Origin of the sequence: Pseudomonas viridiflava (assembly GCF_001642795.1) — a bacterium.
Classification (GTDB): Bacteria; Pseudomonadota; Gammaproteobacteria; order Pseudomonadales; family Pseudomonadaceae; genus Aquipseudomonas; species Aquipseudomonas viridiflava.
On record NZ_LKEH01000026.1, the window covers coordinates 512,002 to 531,153 of the forward strand.

The window sequence follows — 19,152 nt, forward strand, 5'->3', positions numbered from 1 at the left end:
CCGCGAGACAAGTTCCTTGATTTTCTGAAGCCAATCTGGTGAAACAATTTTAGCTCTACCGTGGCGCCAGTTCACGCAAGTGACGGGCGACCGCAATCCAAGCACCGATATACCCTAACAACACCGCTCCAAGCAAGAGCGAAAAACCATCACCCATCGGCACACCCGTGAGCGCGAAATCACTTCCGTAAAGACCGGCCAGACCGGTTACCGCTCCGTTCAGCCAGTTCAGGCCATAGGCCAGCACGCCCCAGGACAGAATCCCCGCCCCGAAACCGTACAGCGCGCCCATATAAAGGAAAGGCCTGCGCACATAGCTGTCGGTCCCGCCCACCAGCTTGATCACTTCGATCTCGGTGCGACGGTTCTCGATGTGCAGACGTATTGTGTTACCAATTACCAACAGCAAAGCCGAGACCAGCAGAACCGTCAAGCCGAACACAAACCGGTCACCCAGCTTGAGGATCGCTGCCAAGCGCTCGACCCAGACCAGATCGAGCTGGGCCTGCTGCACCTTGGGCAGTTCGGCAAGGCGGGTGCGCAAGGCTTCCAGCGCGGGCTTGTCGACTTCGTCTGGCGTCACCAGCACCACGCCGGGCAACGGGTTTTCCGGCAGCTCCTTGAGCGCTTCACCCAGCCCGGACTGTTGTTGAAACTCCGCCAGCGCCTGTTCGCTGCTGATGTACTCGGCATCCGCCACGCCGGGCATCGCCTTGATCTCATCACGCATGCGAGTGCCATCGGCTGTGCTGGCGTCCAGATTCAGGTAGATCGAGATCTGTGCTGCTCGCTGCCAGGAACCACCCAGACGCTCGACGTTACTCAACAGCAACGACAAGCCCATGGGCAGGCTCAGGGCAATGGCCATGACCAGACAGGTGAAAAAACTGCCTATAGGTTGCTTGCCAAGGCGACGCAGGCTGTCGACCATGCTTGAGCGATGGCTTTCAAGCCAGGCTGAAAGCAGCGTGCTGAAGTCCGGCCCGTCATCGTCGTGATCGTGACGCTGCTTTTTCTGTTTTCCGGGTGCAGGATCAGCCGCCTTTGGCGCGACGCGCTCTGCAACCTTTGGACTGCGTGTGGCACTCATACCCCGGCCTCCCCGTCACCGATCAGACGACCGCGTTGCAGGGTCAGCATGCGGTGACGCATGCGAGCGATGAGCGCCAGATCGTGACTGGCGATGAGCACACTGGTGCCCAGTCGGTTGATGTCTTCGAACACACCCATGATTTCCGCTGCCAATCGTGGATCGAGGTTACCGGTCGGCTCATCCGCCAGCAGCAAGGCCGGACGGTGCACGATGGCGCGCGCGATACCGACGCGCTGCTGCTGGCCGGTGGAAAGATCACCGGGGTACAGGTCGGCCTTGTCGGACAACGCCACGCGATCCAGCGCCGAATCGACGCGCTTGGCGATTTCAGGCTTGGAGAGCCCGAGAATCTGCAACGGCAGTGCGATGTTGTTGAACACCGTGCGATCGAACAGCAACTGGTGATTCTGAAACACGACACCGATCTGCCGACGCAGGAACGGGATCTGCGCATTGCTGATCTGGCCGAGGTCCTGGCCAGCCAGCATCAGTTTGCCGGTTGTCGGGCGCTCCATGGCCAGCAACAGGCGCAGCAGCGTGCTCTTGCCTGCACCGGAATGCCCGGTGACAAACAGAAACTCGCCGCGACGTACTCGAAAGCTCAGTTCGTGCAATCCGACATGTCCATTCGGATAGCGCTTACCGACCTGCTCGAAACGAATCATGGACGCTCCCGCTCCGCAAACAGAGCCTGAACAAAGGGTTCGGCTTCGAAGGTGCGCAGGTCATCAATACCCTCGCCGACGCCGATGTAACGAATGGGCAGACCGAACTGCTTGGCCAGCGCGAAAATCACGCCGCCCTTGGCGGTGCCATCCAGCTTGGTCAGTGCAAGGCCGGTCAGCGTGACAGTCTGGTTGAACTGCTTGGCCTGGTTGATCGCGTTCTGACCGGTGCCCGCATCGAGCACCAGCAGCACTTCGTGCGGCGCATCTGCGTCGAGCTTGCCGATTACGCGGCGCACCTTTTTCAACTCTTCCATCAGGTTGTCTTTGGTGTGCAGACGACCGGCGGTGTCGGCGATCAGCACGTCGATGCCCCGCGCCTTGGCGGCCTGCACGGCGTCGAAGATAACCGAAGCGGAGTCAGCGCCCGTGTGCTGAGCGATGACCGGAATCTTATTGCGCTCACCCCAGACCTGCAGCTGCTCAACGGCAGCGGCACGGAAGGTATCGCCTGCGGCCAGCATGACCTTCTTGCCTTCAAGCTGCAGCTTCTTGGCCAGCTTGCCGATGGTGGTGGTCTTGCCTGCGCCGTTGACGCCTACGACCAGAATCACGAACGGCTTGTGCTCGGCCTTGATGACCAGCGGCTGTTCGACCGGCTTGAGCATCGCGGCCAGTTCGCCTTGCAGCGAGGTGTAGAGCGCCTGAGCATCGGTCAGCTGTTTGCGGGCGACCTTCTGGGTCAGGCTCTGGATAATGACCGATGTCGCTTCGACACCGACATCCGCTGTCAGCAGGCGGGTTTCGATTTCTTCGAGCAGGTCATCATCGATGGCTTTCTTGCCCAGAAACAGGCTGGCCATGCCCTCGCCGATGCTGGCGCTGGTTTTCGACAGGCCTTGCTTGAGGCGGGCGAAGAAGCCGACCTTGCTGGCTTCAGGCTCTTGAACCGGGGCAGCGACAGGCGCGAGTTCCTGAACAGGCTCGACGGGCTGCGGAACCGGCTGCGCAATCGGCGCAGGAATAACGGGTTCAACAATCGGCTCTGCGACAGGCGCAGGTTCAAGCAGCACAGGCTCGGGAACGCTGACCGGCACGATATCGACAGGCGCGGCATCAGGCCGAGGCTCTGGAGCAGGTGCTGCTGCGTATTGAGGTGCCGACGATACGTGATGCTGTTCGGGAATCGGTGGTGTGACGTGGGGCTCAAGCTCGTCGATCAGCGCCACCGACTCTTCAGCCACCGGCAACGTCAGCCAGGGCTGGGGCGATGGCGGACCCGGTTCCACATGCGACTGCGGCTCGGCAGCAGGCGCAGGCTCGACAGCCAGGGGAGCGGATTGAGGGGCAATGAGCGGTTCAACCTGTGGCGTCGCTTCGACGACCGGTTCAGGCTGTTCAGCGGTTGACTCTTGCGGCGCGGGTTCGGCTTCCTGTGGCTTTTTACGCAGCCACCCGAACAGGCCTTTTTTCTCTCCAGCGGCAGCTGGGGTTTTCTTGTCGTCGTTAGAACCAAACATGGAGGACGGCTATCTCAAGGTTGCGGGACGCCAGAGCGCGATCCGGAAAATTCTGACAGTAAAAACAGACTGCTTTTAGGACCGCGTGTTCACTTTGCAGTCCTTTGTTGGGATATGGTTCAGCTTCGTTTCAGACAGGTTTCACTCGCATTTGACAGGTGAAAGCCGGTTCTGACGAAACACACCATTATCCTAACATCCTCACGCCTGCCGACGCTAAGTTCAGGCAGGGCGTACTACAACAGGTTCATATTCACGGATGAATATTTTAGCCCAACGCGCTTTACCGTCGGCGACCTCGGCCGCCAACCCGCAACCCACCCACGAATTCACACTCGACAATGGCCTCAAGGTCATCGTACGTGAGGACCATCGCGCGCCGGTGGCCATTTCCCAGCTTTGGTACAAAGTGGGTTCCAGCTACGAAATGCCGGGCCAGACCGGCTTGTCCCATGCGCTCGAGCACATGATGTTCAAAGGCAGCAGCAAGACCGGGCCAGGCGAGTTTTCTCTGATCCTGAACAGTCTGGGTGCCGAAGAGAACGCGTTCACCAGTGATGACTGCACGGTCTATCACCAGGAGCTGGCTTGTGATCGTCTGAGCGTCGCACTGGAGCTGGAAGCCGATCGCATGACGACCCTTACGCTGCCGCCCGACGAGTTCAGCCGCGAGATCGAAGTCATCAAGGAGGAGCGCCGCATGCGCACTGATGACGATCCGAAGGCAAAGGCACTTGAACGCTTCAACGCTCTCGCCTTTCCCTCCAGCGGCTATCACAACCCGACCATTGGCTGGATGGCGGACCTTGAGCGCATGCAGGTCGAGGAACTGCGTCACTGGTACGAAGCCTGGTACGCGCCCAACAATGCCACGCTGGTGGTGGTAGGTGACGTACAGCCGGGCGAAATCAGGGCACTGGCAGAACGTTTTTTCGGCCCCATTCCTCGCCGCGAGGTGCCTGCGTCGAAAAGACCGCTGGAGCTGGCCGAACCAGGCGAGCGCAAGATTACCCTGCATCTTGAAACCCAACTGCCCAAGCTGTTTTACGGCTTCAATGTGCCTGGCCTGGCCACAGCTGAAGACCAGCGCTCGGCCAATGCCCTGCGCATGATTGCAGCATTGCTGGGCGGTGGTAACAGCGCACGCATTCCTGCTCGACTTGTACGCGGTGAAGAACTGGTGTCTGAAGCATCCTCAAGCTACGACGCGTTTACTCGTGGCGACAGCCTGTTCATGATCAGCGCTATCCCCAACACCCAAAAGAATAAATCCCTGACTGATGTCGAGACGGGCATCTGGCGTCTGCTGGATGATCTGAAGACCATACCCGTTCACGCTGAAGAGCTTGAACGTATCCAGGCACACATTGTTGCAAACATGGTTTACGAGCGTGATTTGATTAGCAGCCAGGCCACCACACTCGGCAGACTTGAAACGGTCGGCCTGCCCCTGCAGCTGATGGACGGCGAGCTGGAATCCCTCCGGAACGTGACGCCACAGGACATTCAGAACGCCGCCAACACCTACTTTATCCGCGAGCGCCTCAGCATCGCGTATGTGCTGCCTGAGGAGAAAGCCTGATGATCAAGCGCAACGCTCCAATCCCTACGATTTCTGACCAGGTCATGGCCGACACCTCTATTGCCCGGTCCGATATGACGGGTGAGACAACCACACTGGCATTGGGCAGCAAGCTGGAGACCTTCGGGGACCTGGTCGGCAAGACAACGATTCGCCGGGCGCTGAACATCCAGACGTGGAATACCGCTGAGGGCGCCAAGGTATTGTTCGCCGAGGCGCGCGAATTGCCAATGCTGGACATATTTCTGACCGTCGCCGCAGGCAGTAGCCAGGATGACTGGACGCCCGGCATTGCCAGGCTGACCAGCTACATGCTCGGCAACGGCATCGACGGCAAGGACGCCAGCGTGATCGCCCAAGACTTCGAGGCGCTGGGGGCCCGACTTGGAATCGAACCCTATGATGACAGGGCCACGTTTTGGCTACGCAGCCTGAGTGCGGCGCAACAGCGTGAACCGGCCGTGAAACTTTTCAGTGAAGTCGTCGGTAAGCCGACCTTCCCGAGCGATGCGGTGACGCGCCTGAAGAACCTGATGATTACCAGTATCGAGAATGAAAAGCGGGAGCCCCGCCGCATTGCCTGGGATGAGCTGTACAAAAAACTCTATGGTGATCATCCCTATGCCTATCGAACCAACGGCAATGAGAAAGGTATCAACGCGATTACCCTGGCGCGATTGAAGGCATTCCACGCCAAGGGATATGCCGCTGGCAATGCAGTGATTGCAATAATCGGTGACCTTTCCAGGGAGGACGCCCAAGTCATCGCAGCACAAGTTTCTGCCTCTTTGCCAAAAGGGCCGAAACTGGCGAAAGTGGGTGACCCGGCCGAACCCACGGCGGGAGCAATGCACATCCATTCCCCCTCCAGCCAGACGCAAATACTGCTTGGCCAACCGGGCATCACGCGCAACGACCCGGATTACGTCGCACTGATGGCGAGCAATTCAATACTGGGCGGCAGCGGTTTCGGCAGTCGCCTGGTGATGGAAGTACGTGAAAAACGCGGTCTGACCTACGACATCACCTCCCGCCTGATTACCAGCAGCGCTACCGGGACTTTCACGATCGAGTTGCAGACCCGCGCCGAGATGAGTGAAAACACTTTGGAACTGGTTCAGGAGATCGTGCGCGATTTCTTCGCCAACGGCCCAACTCAGAAAGAACTCGACGACATCAAGCGCCAAATGACCGGCAGCTTCCCGCTGGAGGTAGCCAGCAACAGTGCCATCGGTTCCCGGTTGGCGGACATTGGTTTCTACGATCTCCCCATTTCCCACTTCGATGACTATATGACAGCCATCCGGGAGCTGACGATCGAGCAGGTAAAGACGGCCATTTACAGGCACCTGAGTGCCGAAAAGATGATCATTGTGACCGTAGGCCCTACCGTGCCCCAGAAAGAACTGCCTGCCACGGCTGAATGAACTGCGTTTTAGCCCGCTGGAGCCTCATAGCATGGCTATCTCAAGATTGCCGTAAGCCAAAAGGCGCCCCTGAAAAATCCTGACATGTAAAAAGAGCTGCATTCAGGGCTGCCTGCGTAAGAGGCAGCCCCTTCTAAGCTATCTTTCAGCTTCGTTTCAACACGCTTAACTCGCATTTGGCCTGTGAAGGCTGTTTCTCATGCGAACGGACCAGTATCCTAATACCCCCGCGCCTGCCGACGCCAAGTTCAAGCAGGCCGTCCTACAGGTTCAAACCACGAATGAATGTTCTAGCCCGCCGTGCTGCAGGCCTGCTGTTCAGCACAATCTGTTTGCCGCTGACAGCATTGGCCGCCGATCCGCAACCGACTCATGAATTCACCCTCGACAACGGCCTCAAGGTCATTGTCCGCGAAGACCACCGTGCGCCTGTGGTGGTATCCCAGATCTGGTACAAAGTCGGCTCAAGCTACGAAACGCCCGGCCAGACGGGGCTGTCCCATGCCCTGGAACACATGATGTTCAAAGGCAGCAGCAAGACCGGGCCGGGCGAGTCTTCGCTGATCCTGCGCGATCTGGGCGCAGAAGAGAACGCGTTCACCAGCAATGATTACACCGCCTACTATCAGGTCCTGGCCAGTGATCGCCTGGCCGTCGCGCTGGAACTTGAAGCCGACCGCATGGCGACCCTTAAGCTGCCGCCCGACGAGTTCAGCCGCGAGATCGAAGTCATCAAGGAAGAGCGCCGCATGCGCACTGATGACAAGCCGCTGGGCAAGGCACTGGAACGCTTCAACGCGCTGGCCTACCCCGCCAGCGGCTATCACACTCCGACCATCGGCTGGATGGCCGACCTGGAGCGCATGAAGGTCGAGGAACTGCGCCACTGGTACGAAGCCTGGTACGCACCGAACAACGCCACACTGGTGGTGGTCGGTGACGTCAAGCCGGATGAGGTCAAGGCCCTGGCTGAACGCTTCTTCGGTCCTGTCCCGCGTCGTGACGTGCCGCCGTCCAAGAAACCGCTTGAACTGGCCGAACCCGGCGAGCGCAAGATCACCCTGCATGTCAAAACCCAACTGCCGAGCCTGCTCTACGGCTTTAACGTGCCCAGCGTTGCCACCGCGGAAGATCAGCGCTCGGTCAATGCACTGCGCCTAATCGCCGCACTGCTCGACGGCGGTTACAGCGCGCGTATTCCATCGCGCCTGGAGCGCGGCGAAGAAGTGGTGTCAGCGGCATCCTCGCGCTATGACGCCTTTGCCCGTGGTGACAGCCTGTTCATGATCAGCGCCACACCCAATGCCCAGAAGAAGAAAACTCTGGCAGACGCTGAAGCCGGTATCTGGCGCCTGCTGGACGACCTGAAAACCAAGGCACCTTCCGCTGAAGAGCTGGAGCGTGTGCGGGCGCAGGTCATTGCAGGTGTGGTCTACGAGCGCGATTCGATCACCAGCCAGGCGACCATGATCGGCGAACTGGAAACCGTCGGCCTGTCCTGGAAACTGATGGACGGAGAACTGGAAGCCCTGCAGAGCGTGACGCCGCAGGACATCCAGAAGGCTGCCAATACTTACTTCACACGCGAGCGCCTCAGCATCGCGCACGTTCTGCCTGAGGAGAAAGCCAAATGATCAAGCGCAACGCTCCACGTCATGCGCTGCTTGGCCTGATCCTGGCCAGTACCTTCATTATCCAGCCTGCCATGGCGGATGAAACTGCCGCACAGCCACTGGGCAGCAACCTGCAAACGCTCAAGGAACTGGATGGCAAGGCACCGGCTCGCCGTGCGCTGAACATCCAGACCTGGAACACTGCCGAAGGCGCGAAGGTGCTGTTCGTCGAATCCCGCGAACTGCCGATGATCGACATGCGCCTGATCTTCGCCGCAGGCAGCAGCCAGGATGAGAAGACTCCCGGCATTGCCCTGCTGACCAACGCCATGCTCAACGAAGGCGTGAAAGGCAAGGATGTCAGCGCTATCGCCCAAGGCTTCGAAGGCCTGGGCGCCGAGTTCGAAAACGGCTCCTATCGCGACATGGCCGTCACCTCGCTGCGCAGCCTGAGCGCGCCCGACAAGCGTGAACCGGCCCTGAAGCTGTTCAGTGAAGTCGTCGGCAAGCCAACTTTTCCGGCCGACTCGCTGGCCCGCATCAAGAACCAGTTGAGCGCCAGTTTCGAGTACCAGAAGCAGAACCCCGGCACTATCGGCAGCAAGGCGCTGTTCGAGAAGCTGTACGGCGACCATCCTTACGCGCACCCGAGCGATGGCGATGCCAAAAGTATCAACGCCATTACCCTGGCTCAGCTCAAGGCGTTCCACGCCAAAGGCTATGCGGCTGGCAATGCGGTGATTGCGCTGGTAGGTGATCTGTCGAAGGAAGAAGCGCAGGCCGTTGCTGCAGAAGTTTCGGCGGCGCTGCCAAAAGGCCCGGCACTGGCGAAAGTTGCCGACCCGGTCGAACCCAAGGCCGGTGTCACACACATCGAATTTCCCTCCAATCAGACGCTTCTGATGCTGGCCCAGCTGGGCATCACGCGTACAGACCCGGACTATGCCGCGCTGACCGTCGGCAACTCGGTCCTGGGCGGCGGCGGTTTTGGCAGTCGGCTGATGACCGAAGTGCGCGAAAAGCGCGGTCTGACCTATGGCGTTTCGTCCGGCTTCAGCGCCATGCAGGCTCAAGGGCCGTTCATGATCAACCTGCAGACCCGCGCCGAGATGAATGAAAACACCTTGAAGCTGGTACAGAGCATCGTGAAGGACTTCCTCGCCAACGGTCCGACCCAGAAAGAACTCGACGACGTGAAGCGCGAACTGACCGGCAGCTTCCCGCTGACCGCCGCCAGCAACTCCGCCATCGTTGCTCAACTGGGTGCCATCGGTTTCTATGATCTGCCGCTGACTTACCTTGAGGACTACATGACCGCCGCCCAAGGCGTGACCGTCGAGCAGGTCAAGGCCGCCATGAGCAAGCATCTGGATGTCGACAAGATGGTCATCGTGACCGTCGGCCCGACCGTGGCGCAGAAAGAACTGCCTGCGCCGACCGATAAACCCACTCGTCAACCTGCCGGGGTTCCAGAGCACTGATGGCCAATCCACGTCCGAAGGGCCATAACGGCCTGGGTCAGCTTCGTATCATCGGCGGTGAATGGGGCAGTCGCAAACTGACCTTCCCCGACGCCCCCGGCCTGCGCCCGACACCTGATCGCGTGCGTGAAACCCTGTTCAACTGGCTGGCGCCTTACATCGCGGGCGCCAGAGTGCTGGATGTATTCACCGGCAGTGGCGCGTTGTATTTCGAAGCGTTGTCACGCGGCGCAAGCATGGGCCTGGCGCTGGACAGCAACGCCACGGCCATTGCCAGCCTGCGCCAGAACCTGACCGCACTGAACTGCACCACCGGCCAGGTTTCCCAGACCGACGCACTGCGCCATCTGGAAACCGCCGAGGCATCGCCATTCGACGTGGTGTTCCTCGATCCGCCCTTCCATCAGGGCCTGCTGGCCTCGGCCTGCAACCTGCTGGAAACACGCGGCTGGCTGGCAGACAACGCCTGGATCTACACCGAAAGCGAAACGCCGCCCTCGACCACCGGCCTGCCGGGCTCGTGGCGGCTGCATCGCGAGAAAAAGGCCGGTCAGGTGTACTACGCGCTTTGGCAACGGGGATAAGGATTTTAGATCTCGTTGCCTCTCTTGGGAAAGTCCACTTCGAGGACTGCGTTCTCGCAACCGGAGTGGACAGAGCAACACACTGCTTTGCATGGAAAGGCTGAGTATGTCTTGAGAAGCGGATCTAAGCGCCACTTACACAAATCAGGGAATCACCCTACACCGGATTCGTTGATCCGCCATCGCATTTTATAGTCATATCCCCCTCCACCATTACAGGTTTGAACGATAAGCGAGGGCTGGATATGGATGTAACAAGCAGATCATTCGCACGCCAATTGCGGAGCGTGATGTATCGCATCACAATGGCGCATTGATCATCAGCTGGAACCATAAAGGACTAAAAAACTTTTTTGAAACCGGCTCTACGAGTGGAATCCGCGCAGATCATTCCAGGCGTATTGCTCACGTTTTGACACTGTTGAACCACGCGTCAACGCCGGACAACGTCAATATTCCTGGCTGGCGCCTTCATCCACTCAAAGGCGACCTGTCCGGATTCTGGTCAATCACCATCAATGCCAATTGGCGAGTGATTTTTCGTTTCGCAGGAACAGATGTCGAATTGGTCGACTATCTGGATTACCGCTGAAAGGAGGTCCATATGGAAATGTTCAACCCCCCCCATCCGGGCGAAATTCTGCTCGAAGAGGTGATACCGGGTCTGGAAACCACTATCACAGAATTTGCGAGCCATCTCGGGTTCGCCAGAGAAACTCTATCGAGGATTCTGCATGGGCATGCGCCCGTAAGTCCGGATCTGGCTGTGAGGCTTGAGCGGGCCGGTATCAGTAGCGCGCGCCTCTGGCTGGGCATCCAGGCAGACTACGATTTATGGCAAGCCGAGCATCGAGAGCAGCCGCCTATACAGCCATACGCCAGAATCAGTTGAACGCCACCGGCTATCAGATGATTGCGTGACGTTCAATCCCCGTTATCGAACCACTCGACCAACCCCCTCTTACATCCCGTGCCACTTAGTGGCAACGTACAACCTGTCAGCCACTGAATTCATCGATGAGCAAGACCGTGCCTAACAGCCCCACCTCTCGTTTTCATGTCAATCCGTTCGTACCGGCATCCGGCCTGGGCAATCCGCATCTGCAAACCCTGTGGGGGCCGTTGTGGCGCAAACGGACGTTGCTGGCGCGTACGCGTGAACGGATGTGGTTGCAGGATGGGGACTTTCTCGACATGGACTGGCATGGGCCACATCAGGTCGATGCACCGCTGGTGCTGGTGCTGCATGGGCTGACTGGCTCGTCGAACTCGCCGTATGTGGCGGGACTGCAAAAGGCACTGGCGACGCAAGGCTGGGCGAGTGTGGCGTTGAACTGGCGCGGCTGCTCCGGCGAGCCGAACCTGCTGTCGCGCAGCTACCACTCGGGGGCCAGCGAAGACCTGGCGGAAGTGATCGCGCACCTGCGGTCGTTGCGCCCTCTCGCGCCGCTGTACGCCGTGGGCTATTCATTGGGCGGCAATGTGCTACTCAAGTATCTGGGCGAGTCGGGTGCGAACAGCGAGTTGCTGGGTGCTGTGGCCGTCTCCGTGCCGTTTCGGCTGGACGAGTGCGCCAATCGCATCGGGCAGGGATTTTCACGGGTCTACCAGCGGCATTTCATGCGCGAGATGCTGGCTTACATTCGTGACAAGCAGACCCGCTTCCAGAGCGAAGGGCTCAGTGAAGGCCTTGCCGAGCTGGCGGCACTGGGCTCACTGGAAAACATGCGTACCTTCTGGGATTTTGATGGCCGGGTAACGGCGCCACTGCACGGTTTTACCGATGCCCAGGATTATTACCGCAAGGCCTCGAGCCGTTATTACCTGGGGCAGATTCAGACGCCGACGCTGATCATCCAGTCAGCAGACGATCCCTTCGTGTTCCCGCACAGCCTGCCTGACCCTGAAGAACTTTCATCCTGTACAGAATTCGAGCTGCAGGCGAAGGGAGGACACGTCGGGTTCGTCGATGGCTCGTTGCGCAACCCCGGCTATTACCTTGAACGGCGAATTCCGCTTTGGCTGGGCATCGCTCACGAGCGCGACAACCCCTACACGACCTGAAGGAGCAGGCTCAGCCTGCTCCAGTGGCAACTTCGCGCTCGGGATCAACGATCCACTCACTCCAGGACCCAGCGTACAGCGTTCCCAGTGGATAACCCGCCAGGCACAACGCGAACAGATTGTGGCAGGCCGTGACGCCAGATCCGCAATAAGACACCAGCCCTTGCGCAGGTCGACCTTGCAGTTTTTCGGCGAACCGCTGTTTGAGCTGCTCGGGCGGCAGAAAACGTCCGTCGGGCCCAAGGTTCTCGTTGAACGCCACACACTGCGCACCGGGGATATGCCCGGCAACCGGGTCAATCGGTTCAACTTCACCCCGAAACCGGGCCTCGGCACGAGCGTCGATCAGCGTCATTTCCGGGCGACCAAGACGCCCCTGCAGACGACTGGCACTGAGCACCAGCGACATGTCCGGCTCGCCAGTGAAGTCTCCCGGCTCGCCGCCCGGCGCATCCAGACTCAGCGGCAGCCCTGACGCATGCCAGGCCTTGAGGCCGCCGTCGAGCAGGTACACGCCCTCGCGCTTGCCCAGCCATGCCAACAGCCACCATGCGCGAGCAGCGTACATGCCGGGGCCGTCGTCGTAGAGCACGATATCGCTGTCATTGCTGATGCCCCATGCCCGGAGACGCTCCACCAGCGTGTCGGCGTCAGGCAGCGGGTGGCGGCCAGTCCTGCCCTTGACGACCGGACTGCTGAGGTCACGGTTCAAGTCTGCAAAACGGGCACCTTCGATGTGGCCCTGTGCATAATTGCGCTGCCCGTAATCAGGGTCTTCCAGAGCAGACCTGCAATCGAGAATCACCAGCCCTGGCGTTTGCTGACGTGCCGCCAGCTGTTCAGGACCAATCAGTTGCGCGATGGACATGACAAACTCCTGTGACAGAAAACCGGATAACCAGGCACCTTACCTTTCACTCATACCAGCACCTTGTGCAACGGCGCGTGGAACGCCTGACACAACGCATCGAATGCCTCACGAGCCTGCGGTGCGATGAAACCTGACTCCAGCATAAGCACTTGATAGACGCCGCGTCGAATGGCGTCTTCGTTCAAATGTTCGGAATTTTCCCGCGCCGTACACAGAAAGCGCACCCATGACGTCAACACAATCCAGGTATTGAGGCTGGTCCATTCAATCTGCGACTCATCCATCTGCAGAATGCCTGCGTCGATGAAACCTCGATAGATGGCCATCGCCTGAACCAGACAACGCTGGGAAAATGATCGATAGCGCGCCGCCAGCTCGGGATCGGCGCCCAACAGGTGCTCCAGATCACGGTGCAGAAAACGGTAGCGCCACATGCCATCGAGTATCGCCAGAAAATAATCGCGCTTGTCCTCGATGCTTGGCAGGCGATCCTGGGTGGGCATCAGGAAGCTCTTTACCAACGCTTCGTACTGACCGAACAGCTCGGCGATGATCGCCTGCTTGTTGGGGAAGTGGTAATACAGATTGCCCGGCGAAATTTCCATGTGGGCCGCAATGTGATTGGTCGTCACATTGCGCTCGCCTTGCTGATTGAACAGCTCGAGGCTGACCTGAACGATACGCTCACGGGTTTTAGTGCGTGGTGCCATGCTTGCCTGAACCGCTCGAGTACTGATGAGATGTTGCCGATAGTAGCGCAAGCGCATCATTGGCGAACATCACGCGCTCTGATTGCCAGCTATCGTTCAGGCGAATGTTGACTTTATAGAGTAATGACTCTAGAAATCCCGTTAATTAATCACCGGAAGCGACCATGCTGGCGGAAAACACTCTTCATCAGGATGAGCAGGCGCTTCAGTCAATGCATGCGGCCTTTGCGGCGCAGCAGCGCGCCTTTTCCGCCAACCCGATGCCGCCTCTGGGGCAGCGTGTGCAATGGCTCAAACACCTGGAAAAGATGATCAGCATCCATAGGCAGGAGCTGATCGAAGCCATCGATCAGGATTTCGGCCATCGCAGCGCCGATGAAACGCTGCTGGCCGAGTTGCTGCCGAGCCTGCTGGGGATCCGCGATGCACGCAGGCACCTGAAACGCTGGATGAAGCCTTCGCCACGCCGCGTAGGCCTGGCGTTCCAGCCAGCCTCTGCCAAGGTCGTCTACCAACCGCTGGGCGTGATTGGAGTCATCGTGCCGTGGAATTACCCGCTGTTTCTGGCCATAGGCCCGCTGATCGGCGCGCTGGCGGCGGGCAACCGGGTAATGCTGAAGCTGAGCGAATCGACACCTGCCACCGGCGCACTGCTCAAGCGTCTGTTCGCCCTGACATTTCCCGAAGACCTGATCACCATCGTGCAGGGCGAAGCCGAGGTCGGCATGGCGTTTTCGCGCCTGCCATTCAACCACCTGCTGTTTACCGGCGCGACCAGCGTCGGCAGGCACGTGATGCGCGCAGCGGCCGAAAACCTGACACCGGTCACATTGGAACTGGGCGGCAAGTCGCCGGCTATCGTGTCCCACGACGTGCCACTTGAAGACGCCGCCGAGCGTATCGCCTTCGGCAAGACACTTAATGCAGGCCAGACCTGCATCGCGCCCGATTACGTGCTGGTGCCAGAGGACCGTCTGGCCGGGTTCGTGGACGCTTACCGGCAGGCAGTCAAACGTTTTTATCCGACGCTGATCGATAATCCGGACTACACGTCGATCATCAATCAGCGCCAATTCGACCGACTGAGCCGCTATCAGGAAGACGCCATCAGTAAAGGCGCAACCCTTATCCCACTCTATGACCAGGGCCAGGATCGGCGGATGCCGTTCAGCGTGCTGTTGAACGTCAGTGACGACATGCTGGTCATGCAGGACGAGATTTTCGGCCCCCTGCTGCCTGTTGTGCCGTACAGAAACATCGAAGACGCCTACGCCTACATCAATCAACGCCCTCGCCCGCTGGCGCTTTACTACTTCGGCTACAACAAGGCAGAACAGCAGCAGGTGCTGGAACGAACCCATTCCGGAGGCGTGTCGCTCAATGACACCTTGATGCACGCGGCTCAGGACGATTTGCCGTTCGGCGGTGTCGGGTCTTCAGGCATGGGCCATTACCATGGTCATGAAGGCTTCATGACGTTCAGTCAGGCCAAGGGCGTGTTCGTCAAACAGCGCATCAATGCGGCGCGACTGATTTATCCGCCATACGGACGTGCTATTCAGCGCTGGGTTTATAAACTCTTTTTGCGCTGATCAAAAAAAGCACTGCAAGCCTGTAAACAGGGCTTTTTGAGCCGAAAATGGCCGATAATCGGCGCAATACGACCTTTGATGCCCGTTGCGCGGCTTGGCCCATCGGAAAGGCTGCGATACCATCCGAGTCCCACAACGGACTCCGACCAGGACGACGCGATGAACCGAGTGTTGTACCCAGGCACCTTCGACCCTATTACCAAGGGCCATGGAGATCTGGTCGAGCGAGCCTCGCGCCTGTTCGATCAAGTGGTCATTGCCGTTGCCGCCAGCCCGAAGAAAAACCCGTTGTTTCCCCTGGAGCAACGCGTCGAGCTGGCCCGCGAGGTCACCAAACACTTGCCTAATGTGGAAGTCGTAGGCTTCTCGACGCTGCTTGCGCACTTTGCCAAGGAACAGAACGCCAACGTTTTTCTGCGTGGCCTGCGTGCCGTGTCGGACTTCGAATATGAGTTCCAGCTGGCAAACATGAACCGCCAGCTGGCACCGGACGTCGAGAGTCTGTTTCTCACGCCATCGGAGCGGTACTCGTTCATTTCGTCGACGTTGGTGCGTGAAATCGCGGCGTTGGGCGGCGATATCACCAAATTCGTGCATCCTGCAGTCGCCGAAGCACTGACTCAGCGGTTCAAGCGATAACACGTCGCAGGAACGTGCAGGTGCAACCTGAGGACTAATGCGGCACAATTCGCGGCATTGGTTTTCATGTGCCCCGGCGTCGGCCGCGGCAGGAGCATTTCATGTCCCTTATCATCACCGACGATTGCATCAACTGCGACGTCTGCGAACCCGAGTGCCCGAACGAGGCGATTTCACAAGGCGAGGAGATCTACGTGATCAATCCGAACCTGTGCACCGAATGCGTGGGCCACTACGACGAACCCCAATGTCAGCAGGTCTGTCCTGTGGACTGCATCCCTCTGGATGAAAATCACGTCGAGAGCAAGGAACAGCTGATGGACAAGTACCGGATCATTACCAGCAAAGTGGTTTGATCAACGTTTACTGCTGCTTGCCATAACCATCACCCGTACACCCCAGACAACGCACGAAAGCTGACTTGCCAGGGTCGACTACCAGCGCCTTGGCGGTCGCCTTGAAGTTTCCGCCTGCGGCCGCAAACGGCGCAGCTATCACGAACAGACCTGTTCCGATCACCGTGGCAGCAATCAACAGCGGTCGCGCGATGAGCAGATCGCCCACCATGGCGAACACGGGTGGGTTCTGGATGGTGTAGACCGGGTTTCCGCTGCCTTCAGCTACTTCCGCCGCAACGGCGGGCACCGCCTGCAGGCCAAAGAACAGCGCCAGCATGGCAGCAAGAATACGAAACGGGCTCATAGCGTGGTCCTTCAGGCGTGGCGTAAGGGTCTGCCCATCACTATAAACAGCGATGGGGGTTAAGCAAGTGGCCATGATGTTTCATGGCCCGGTTCTGTTTTCAGCGCTGGCATTTGGGGCAGTACACACTTGCGCGCTGACCCAGTTTGATCTCACGCAATGTGGTGCCGCATACCTTGCATGGCTGGTCGCCGCGCCCGTACACGAACAACTCCTGCTGGAAGTAACCCGGCTTGCCATCGCCACCGATGAAGTCGCGAAGCGTGGTGCCTCCCCGCTCTATGGCGTAAGCCAGGATGCGTTTGATCTCGATCGCGAGTTTCAGGTAACGCGCCCGGGAAATACTCTTCGCCTCGCGGCGCGGGTCGATCCCGGCAGCGAACAGCGCTTCGGTCGCATAGATATTGCCCACGCCGACAACCACCGCGTTATCCATGATGAAGGGCTTCACCGCAATCGACTTGCCTCGGGAGCGCTCATAGAGACGCTCGCCATCGAACAGATCGGTAAGCGGCTCCGGACCCAGACGAATCAACAGCTCGTGCGCATGCGGATCGAGACTCCAGAGCATCGCACCGAAGCGTCGAGGATCTGTGTAGCGCAAGGCCAGACCCGACTCCAGTTCAATGTCCACGTGCTCATGCTTGAGCGCGGGCAATCCAGCCTCAACCAGACGCAGATTGCCCGACATGCCCAGATGGCTGATCAGGGTCCCGACTTCCGCCTGGATCAACAGGTACTTGGCGCGGCGGTTGACCTGCACGATGCGCTGCCCGGAAAGGCGGATATCGAGGTCTTCAGGGATCGGCCAGCGCAGACGGCTGTCGCGCACGATCACGCGGCTGACGCGCTGCCCTTCGAGATGGGGCGCAATGCCGCGTCGGGTGGTTTCGACTTCTGGTAATTCAGGCATGGATAACTCAGTCGTGCGGAAAGGAAAAACGAGCGATGAGCAGAATCAGTGCGCGCCCAACTCGCGGATGCTTTCCCTCAGGTATTCAAAGTCGTATTCGGACAGGCCGACGTAGTCCAGCACCAGCGCACCGATGCTTTCCCATTCGTGATCCTCATCCTGATTGCCCAGCACGCGGTAGGACTGGCAGATGTGCTCGGCCATCTTAAGCGGGGCCAGCAGGTTCTTGAGTACCGCATTACGGCTGGAGTCGTCCTGGAAGATCGCCAGGGCGTTGTGATGGTTGGCGATGGCTTCGGTGACATGATCCGGCAGTCGCCATGACTTGGCCGTGTAATAACCGACCACCGAATGATTGGTGTCGAACGCCGTGTTTTCGGTATCCACCACACGGCTTTCAGGCCCGGCATTGGCATAGGCGCTTTCAAGCACAGTCATGTAGTCCGGGAAACGCTTGATCATCAGCGGAATGCCGCAGTCATGAAACAGACCCAAGGCGTAGGATTCATCCACCGCCTGCGAGCCGATCCGCTTGGCCAACGTCAGGCTGGTCATCGCCACATCCTGAGCGGTGTCCCAGAAACGGTTGAGGGTCACGATGGTTTCATCGCTCATCTCACCCTTGATCGACTGGGCGTTGATCAGGTTGATGACGGTGCGACTGCCCAACAGATTCACCGCCTTCTGGATCGAGGCGATCTTGTTGGACAGGCCGTAATGAGGCGAGTTGACGATTTTCAGCAGCGCCCCCGACAGGCCTGGATCCTGAGCGATAAGCCGCGCAATCACGCCCAGATCAGGGTCTGGCATGTACTGTTCCATCTGCAGATCCACCATGATCTGCGGCTGCGGGGGCACGCTGATGCCCTGCAAGGCTTGCTGGATCTGCTCGGAAGTTAGCTCTGGAGGCATAGGTCTTTACTCGAAGGCGTAGCTGAATTCTGCCCCCTCATCAGGCAATGGTCCATCACCTTCGTTGCTCATTTTCTCGGAACTTTGGCTTATAGACAGCTTCGGACTCTATGTAACCGACGCAGGCTCGGCCCCACAAAGGCCAGCAATGCGCCATCCTTAGGCACGAGACTGGAGGACCCCATGTCCAACGCACTGAATGGTAAACGCATCGCGATTCTTGTAACCGATGGTTTCGAGCAGGTAGAACTGACCGGCCCCAAGGAAGCTCTGGAGCAAGCGGGTGCCACCGTAGAGATCCTTTCCAGCCAGGACGGTAACGTCAAAGGCTGGAATCACGACAAACCGGCTGACGACTTTCCGGTGGACGGCACTTTCAAGGCTGCCAACGCGAGCAATTACGACGGCATCGTTCTGCCGGGCGGCGTGCAGAATTCCGACACCATCCGTCTGGACAGCGACGCTCAGCAGATCGTCAAGGATGCCAGCGCATCCGGCAAACCGCTGGCGGTTATCTGCCACGGCGGATGGTTGCTGATCTCGGCAGGCCTGGTCAAAGGCAAGACCATGACCAGCTTCAAGACATTGAAAGACGATCTGGTGAATGCTGGCGCCAACTGGGTTGATCAGGAAGTGGTCACCGACGGCAAGCTGATCAGCAGCCGCCAGCCCGATGACATCCCGGCGTTCAATAGCAAGCTGATTGAAGCGCTGTCGGCATAAACGGCCGTGTTAATTCTCGTCATCCCGGCGCGCAACCGGGATGACGCGCTATAATCCCGCT

At 58.9% G+C, this 19,152-nt stretch carries 20 protein-coding genes; 12 read left to right on the top strand and 8 right to left on the bottom strand.

Annotated elements, in window-relative coordinates:
- Window positions 1-55: 55 nt before the first annotated feature.
- Genes ftsX through ftsY form a run of 3 tightly spaced genes read right to left on the bottom strand, consistent with a single transcriptional unit; the run spans window position 56 to window position 3,278 of the window.
- Entirely contained in the window at window positions 56-1,090 is a 1,035-nt protein-coding gene (ftsX, locus tag AO065_RS15100; RefSeq protein ID WP_004884404.1) for a permease-like cell division protein FtsX, read from the bottom strand.
- Window positions 1,087-1,758 (bottom strand): cell division ATP-binding protein FtsE, encoded by a 672-nt coding sequence (ftsE, locus tag AO065_RS15105; protein ID WP_004884405.1) that lies wholly within the window; start codon window positions 1,756-1,758, stop codon window positions 1,087-1,089. The genes ftsX and ftsE overlap by 4 nt, the downstream gene beginning before the upstream one ends.
- Window positions 1,755-3,278 (bottom strand): signal recognition particle-docking protein FtsY, encoded by a 1,524-nt coding sequence (gene ftsY / locus AO065_RS15110; protein WP_004884407.1) that lies wholly within the window; start codon window positions 3,276-3,278, stop codon window positions 1,755-1,757. Before ftsY ends, ftsE begins: the two co-directional genes overlap by 4 nt.
- 259 nt (window positions 3,279-3,537) lie before the next feature.
- On the opposite strand from ftsY, the gene AO065_RS15115 reads away from it, so the two are divergent.
- The 8 genes from AO065_RS15115 to AO065_RS15150 all read left to right on the top strand — a co-directional run bounded on the left by AO065_RS15115 (window position 3,538) and on the right by AO065_RS15150 (window position 12,029).
- Window positions 3,538-4,860: a M16 family metallopeptidase gene (locus AO065_RS15115; protein ID WP_004884408.1), complete on the top strand. Its 1,323-nt coding sequence runs from the start codon at window positions 3,538-3,540 to the stop codon at window positions 4,858-4,860.
- Window positions 4,860-6,287, top strand: a complete 1,428-nt coding sequence (locus tag AO065_RS15120) for a M16 family metallopeptidase (RefSeq protein WP_004884409.1) — start codon at window positions 4,860-4,862, stop codon at window positions 6,285-6,287. Before AO065_RS15115 ends, AO065_RS15120 begins: the two co-directional genes overlap by 1 nt.
- 281 nt (window positions 6,288-6,568) lie before the next feature.
- Window positions 6,569-7,921 carry a M16 family metallopeptidase gene (locus tag AO065_RS15125; RefSeq protein ID WP_004884410.1) on the top strand — a complete coding sequence of 451 codons (1,353 nt, stop codon included), beginning with the start codon at window positions 6,569-6,571 and terminating at the stop codon, window positions 7,919-7,921.
- Window positions 7,918-9,381: a M16 family metallopeptidase gene (locus tag AO065_RS15130; RefSeq protein ID WP_054540877.1), complete on the top strand. Its 1,464-nt coding sequence runs from the start codon at window positions 7,918-7,920 to the stop codon at window positions 9,379-9,381. Before AO065_RS15125 ends, AO065_RS15130 begins: the two co-directional genes overlap by 4 nt.
- On the top strand, window positions 9,381-9,965 hold the full coding sequence (gene rsmD / locus AO065_RS15135) for a 16S rRNA (guanine(966)-N(2))-methyltransferase RsmD (RefSeq protein ID WP_004884414.1): 585 nt from the start codon (window positions 9,381-9,383) through the stop codon (window positions 9,963-9,965). Before AO065_RS15130 ends, rsmD begins: the two co-directional genes overlap by 1 nt.
- A gap of 313 nt (window positions 9,966-10,278) precedes the next feature.
- The gene (locus AO065_RS15140; protein WP_004884415.1) at window positions 10,279-10,557 is read left to right on the top strand and encodes a type II toxin-antitoxin system RelE/ParE family toxin; all 279 of its coding nucleotides are present in this window, start codon (window positions 10,279-10,281) and stop codon (window positions 10,555-10,557) included.
- 12 nt (window positions 10,558-10,569) lie between these two features.
- A complete protein-coding gene (locus tag AO065_RS15145; RefSeq protein ID WP_004884417.1) occupies window positions 10,570-10,857 on the top strand; it encodes a HigA family addiction module antitoxin in 288 nt (95 codons plus the stop codon).
- Window positions 10,858-10,982: 125 nt separating this feature from the next.
- Complete coding sequence (locus tag AO065_RS15150; RefSeq protein ID WP_004884418.1) at window positions 10,983-12,029, top strand: hydrolase; 1,047 nt, start codon at window positions 10,983-10,985, stop codon at window positions 12,027-12,029.
- 10 nt (window positions 12,030-12,039) lie between these two features.
- On the opposite strand, the gene AO065_RS15155 is transcribed toward AO065_RS15150, so the two are convergent.
- The gene (locus AO065_RS15155) at window positions 12,040-12,897 is read right to left on the bottom strand and encodes a sulfurtransferase (protein ID WP_004884419.1); all 858 of its coding nucleotides are present in this window, start codon (window positions 12,895-12,897) and stop codon (window positions 12,040-12,042) included.
- Window positions 12,898-12,947: 50 nt separating this feature from the next.
- Window positions 12,948-13,610, bottom strand: coding sequence for a TetR/AcrR family transcriptional regulator (locus tag AO065_RS15160; protein ID WP_004884420.1), 663 nt, complete (start codon window positions 13,608-13,610; stop codon window positions 12,948-12,950).
- Between the two features lie 164 nt (window positions 13,611-13,774).
- Here AO065_RS15160 and AO065_RS15165 point away from each other — a divergent pair, with 164 nt between their 5' ends.
- From AO065_RS15165 to AO065_RS15175, 3 genes are all read left to right on the top strand, one after another.
- Window positions 13,775-15,202, top strand: a complete 1,428-nt coding sequence (locus AO065_RS15165; protein ID WP_004884421.1) for a coniferyl aldehyde dehydrogenase — start codon at window positions 13,775-13,777, stop codon at window positions 15,200-15,202.
- A 159-nt stretch (window positions 15,203-15,361) separates the two neighbouring features.
- Window positions 15,362-15,841: a pantetheine-phosphate adenylyltransferase gene (gene coaD, locus AO065_RS15170; protein WP_004884422.1), complete on the top strand. Its 480-nt coding sequence runs from the start codon at window positions 15,362-15,364 to the stop codon at window positions 15,839-15,841.
- Window positions 15,842-15,942: 101 nt separating this feature from the next.
- On the top strand, window positions 15,943-16,197 hold the full coding sequence (locus tag AO065_RS15175; protein ID WP_004884423.1) for a YfhL family 4Fe-4S dicluster ferredoxin: 255 nt from the start codon (window positions 15,943-15,945) through the stop codon (window positions 16,195-16,197).
- Window positions 16,198-16,204: 7 nt separating this feature from the next.
- Here the strand turns inward: AO065_RS15175 and AO065_RS15180 are convergent, their stop codons facing one another.
- The 3 genes from AO065_RS15180 to AO065_RS15190 all read right to left on the bottom strand — a co-directional run bounded on the left by AO065_RS15180 (window position 16,205) and on the right by AO065_RS15190 (window position 18,314).
- Window positions 16,205-16,543 (bottom strand): hypothetical protein, encoded by a 339-nt coding sequence (locus tag AO065_RS15180; RefSeq protein ID WP_004884424.1) that lies wholly within the window; start codon window positions 16,541-16,543, stop codon window positions 16,205-16,207.
- A gap of 100 nt (window positions 16,544-16,643) precedes the next feature.
- The gene (mutM, locus tag AO065_RS15185) at window positions 16,644-17,456 is read right to left on the bottom strand and encodes a bifunctional DNA-formamidopyrimidine glycosylase/DNA-(apurinic or apyrimidinic site) lyase (protein ID WP_004884425.1); all 813 of its coding nucleotides are present in this window, start codon (window positions 17,454-17,456) and stop codon (window positions 16,644-16,646) included.
- A gap of 45 nt (window positions 17,457-17,501) precedes the next feature.
- Window positions 17,502-18,314 (bottom strand): HDOD domain-containing protein, encoded by an 813-nt coding sequence (locus AO065_RS15190; RefSeq protein WP_162234365.1) that lies wholly within the window; start codon window positions 18,312-18,314, stop codon window positions 17,502-17,504.
- Between the two features lie 237 nt (window positions 18,315-18,551).
- Here AO065_RS15190 and AO065_RS15195 point away from each other — a divergent pair, with 237 nt between their 5' ends.
- Window positions 18,552-19,091, top strand: coding sequence for a type 1 glutamine amidotransferase domain-containing protein (locus AO065_RS15195; protein WP_004884427.1), 540 nt, complete (start codon window positions 18,552-18,554; stop codon window positions 19,089-19,091).
- Window positions 19,092-19,152: the final 61 nt, after the last annotated feature.

Coding starts and splice junctions, on each gene's coding strand:
- rsmD (WP_004884414.1), top strand. CDS start 9,381: ATGGCCAATCCACGTCCGAAGGGCCATAACGGCCTGGGTCAGCTTCGT.
- coaD (WP_004884422.1), top strand. CDS start 15,362: ATGAACCGAGTGTTGTACCCAGGCACCTTCGACCCTATTACCAAGGGC.
- AO065_RS15130 (WP_054540877.1), top strand. CDS start 7,918: ATGATCAAGCGCAACGCTCCACGTCATGCGCTGCTTGGCCTGATCCTG.
- AO065_RS15145 (WP_004884417.1), top strand. CDS start 10,570: ATGGAAATGTTCAACCCCCCCCATCCGGGCGAAATTCTGCTCGAAGAG.
- ftsE (WP_004884405.1), bottom strand. CDS start 1,758: ATGATTCGTTTCGAGCAGGTCGGTAAGCGCTATCCGAATGGACATGTC.
- AO065_RS15150 (WP_004884418.1), top strand. CDS start 10,983: ATGAGCAAGACCGTGCCTAACAGCCCCACCTCTCGTTTTCATGTCAAT.
- ftsX (WP_004884404.1), bottom strand. CDS start 1,090: ATGAGTGCCACACGCAGTCCAAAGGTTGCAGAGCGCGTCGCGCCAAAG.
- AO065_RS15175 (WP_004884423.1), top strand. CDS start 15,943: ATGTCCCTTATCATCACCGACGATTGCATCAACTGCGACGTCTGCGAA.
- AO065_RS15120 (WP_004884409.1), top strand. CDS start 4,860: ATGATCAAGCGCAACGCTCCAATCCCTACGATTTCTGACCAGGTCATG.
- mutM (WP_004884425.1), bottom strand. CDS start 17,456: ATGCCTGAATTACCAGAAGTCGAAACCACCCGACGCGGCATTGCGCCC.
- AO065_RS15180 (WP_004884424.1), bottom strand. CDS start 16,543: ATGAGCCCGTTTCGTATTCTTGCTGCCATGCTGGCGCTGTTCTTTGGC.
- AO065_RS15195 (WP_004884427.1), top strand. CDS start 18,552: ATGTCCAACGCACTGAATGGTAAACGCATCGCGATTCTTGTAACCGAT.
- AO065_RS15160 (WP_004884420.1), bottom strand. CDS start 13,610: ATGGCACCACGCACTAAAACCCGTGAGCGTATCGTTCAGGTCAGCCTC.
- AO065_RS15165 (WP_004884421.1), top strand. CDS start 13,775: ATGCTGGCGGAAAACACTCTTCATCAGGATGAGCAGGCGCTTCAGTCA.
- AO065_RS15125 (WP_004884410.1), top strand. CDS start 6,569: ATGAATGTTCTAGCCCGCCGTGCTGCAGGCCTGCTGTTCAGCACAATC.
- ftsY (WP_004884407.1), bottom strand. CDS start 3,278: ATGTTTGGTTCTAACGACGACAAGAAAACCCCAGCTGCCGCTGGAGAG.
- AO065_RS15155 (WP_004884419.1), bottom strand. CDS start 12,897: ATGTCCATCGCGCAACTGATTGGTCCTGAACAGCTGGCGGCACGTCAG.
- AO065_RS15115 (WP_004884408.1), top strand. CDS start 3,538: ATGAATATTTTAGCCCAACGCGCTTTACCGTCGGCGACCTCGGCCGCC.